Consider the following 2,250-nt stretch of genomic DNA (forward strand, 5'->3'; position numbering starts at 1 on the left):
ACCGAGGGTACCTAAGTATACGACTGAGGGTGCCTCAGTATACGACTGTGATAGCTAAAATGCAACTATCACGTAGTCAGCGCTTTATGATTTGCCTGTCTGCCTTCCTTACCCCCTTGCATCCACACTCTCCAGTTGCCCGTCTTTTGTCGGGATAATTCGCAGCCGGAGGTTGGCGATTGCCGGTGTGGCAGGCGATGTTCGTGCTACTCTCTTTCCAGCGGATTGTAGGGCAGGTTTTTGGGGTTGCTGGTAGGGTTGCCCTGTGAGTCCTTGATGGTAATCTTCACGTTGGGCATGCTGCCGGTGATGAATCCGACGGGGTCGGCATAGTAGCGTTCGTGTACCTTGTTGTAGGCCTTACGGTTCATCGGCTCGTAGTCTTTTCCGGCGTACAGGATGGGGCGATAGGCGCGGCACTGTTCGATGCCGGTGCACTCGAAGCGGTAGTGACCCTCGTCGTCCTCGGCCAGCAGTATCAGGCCCGGCAGTCCGCACAGTTTCCAGGGGCCTTCGCTCGAAGCGATGTCGGTGGTGTACCAGGCCGTCCAGTTGCGCCCCTTGAAGCGGCAGGTGGCCTTGCGACACCCGAAGGACAACACCCGCATCGTGTCGGCCGACAGTTCCCACTGCGGACGCTCGTCATCCTCTTCGCAACGCAGGCGGCTGATGCCTCCCGCCACTTCGTCGAGGGTCGTCACCTTTCCGTCGGGGAATCGCTTGAAGGTCTGTTCGCTCAGCCGGCTTTTTCCATACCGGGCCAGGTGCTCGTTGATTACTTCTTGCGACGCATGGTTGGCCAGGTCGGCAGCCAGCACCGAGTCGCATACGTATTTGGTGTAGCTGTAGAACTTCGAGAGTTTCCGGCCAACTTCCAGCAGGGCTGTTTCGTTGGGAGCTTCGGTCTCGGTGGTATCGCTTCGGTCTTGCATGTCGTATTGCACCACGTAGACAGCCTGGTCGATGGTGTCCTGCCGCAGGCTTTCGCCGGTCGAGATGCGGATGTTGAACTGGGCGGCCACTGGCTGTGCGATGAGGACCGAAAGGAGGGTCAGAAGGAAGAAGGTTGTTTTCATACTGTTTCTTGTTTTAAAAGTTCGTATCATGTTTTCTTTGAGCGGGCATGTGGCGGAAACGGTTCCTTTTTCCGCCTTGCCCGACACAAAACTAGGAAGAAAAGCTGCCGGCACGGAGGAAAGTTATTACTGAAATATTATTCGCCCGAGAATACTTGCCTCGCGCGTACCGTTAATTGGAGCGGATGCGTTACTTTTGCTTCCGGAACCCTAAACGAACCGAACAAGACGAAGAATGGAACAACGGATCAAGATTATATGGATGCTTTCGCTGGCGGCCATGCTGCTGATTATTGCGGGGCAGGGCTACTGGCTGTGGAACCAGTACCGGTATAAAAACGAAGAGTGTGCCGACGATATGTACCGTCGCGTCATGGATGCGGTGGCCGTAAACGACTCCATACGCCGGACGATGCCCCGAAAGACGTTCGGAGCTTCGAGTGTGTCGCTCAACACCAGCATATCGCTGAGTTACCGGGACCAGAAAGACAGCCTGAACCCCGCCGGCAGGCAGGAGTACAGGCAGGTGGTCAAAGTGGGTACAGTGGATACTGATGAACTGCTGAAAGCCAGCATCTCGGACCTGATGCCCGACACGGTGCGACTGTCCCGCACGGGCAAAGACAGCATCGGCGTACGTACCGACAGGCTGAACATGCAGTTTGTCGACTCGTTGGTGCTGAGCAACGAAGACGGCTACTCCGGCGGAGTCGACATCGTCCGCGTGCTGGACCAGTACAAACTGCAGGTTGATGTGCCCTTCACGCTGCAACGCTTCGACTCCATCCTGCAGGTACGGCTCGACGGAATGCCCTTTACCACGCAGCTGACCCATGTGCGCGACACGCTGTACCGCTGCAAAGAGAAGGTGACCCACCTCGGCACGTCGTTGTTCCCCGTGCTGCAGGTGGACTATCCCTACAATCCGATGAAATTCGAACAGGTGCGTGTGCAGGTACAGATACTGCCTCACGCGCTGTTGCTCCGGATGGGGTGGCAACTGTTGGGCAGCCTGCTGCTGATACTGTTGCTGGCCTGCTGTCTGCTCTTCCAGATTAAGACCATCCTGCGTCAGCGGCGCATCGACGAGATGAGGAAGAACTTCGTCAACACCATGATTCACGAACTGAAACGCCCCGTGCAGACGCTGAAGACGTGCGTGGCCTTTCTGAGT

General features: G+C 56.5%; 1 protein-coding gene and 1 pseudogene. One reads left to right on the top strand and one right to left on the bottom strand.

What is annotated here, in order from left to right:
- Positions 1-206: 206 nt before the first annotated feature.
- The gene (locus QVP67_RS06445) at positions 207-1,076 is read right to left on the bottom strand and encodes a GLPGLI family protein (protein WP_022162750.1); all 870 of its coding nucleotides are present in this window, start codon (positions 1,074-1,076) and stop codon (positions 207-209) included.
- 235 nt (positions 1,077-1,311) lie between these two features.
- Between QVP67_RS06445 and QVP67_RS06450 the strand changes: the two are divergent.
- A pseudogene (locus tag QVP67_RS06450) lies at positions 1,312-2,250 on the top strand (sensor histidine kinase); the annotation flags it as partial.

The organism is Bacteroides sp. CAG:633 (assembly GCF_000435115.1).
In the GTDB taxonomy this organism is placed as follows: Bacteria; Bacteroidota; Bacteroidia; order Bacteroidales; family Bacteroidaceae; genus Bacteroides; species Bacteroides ndongoniae.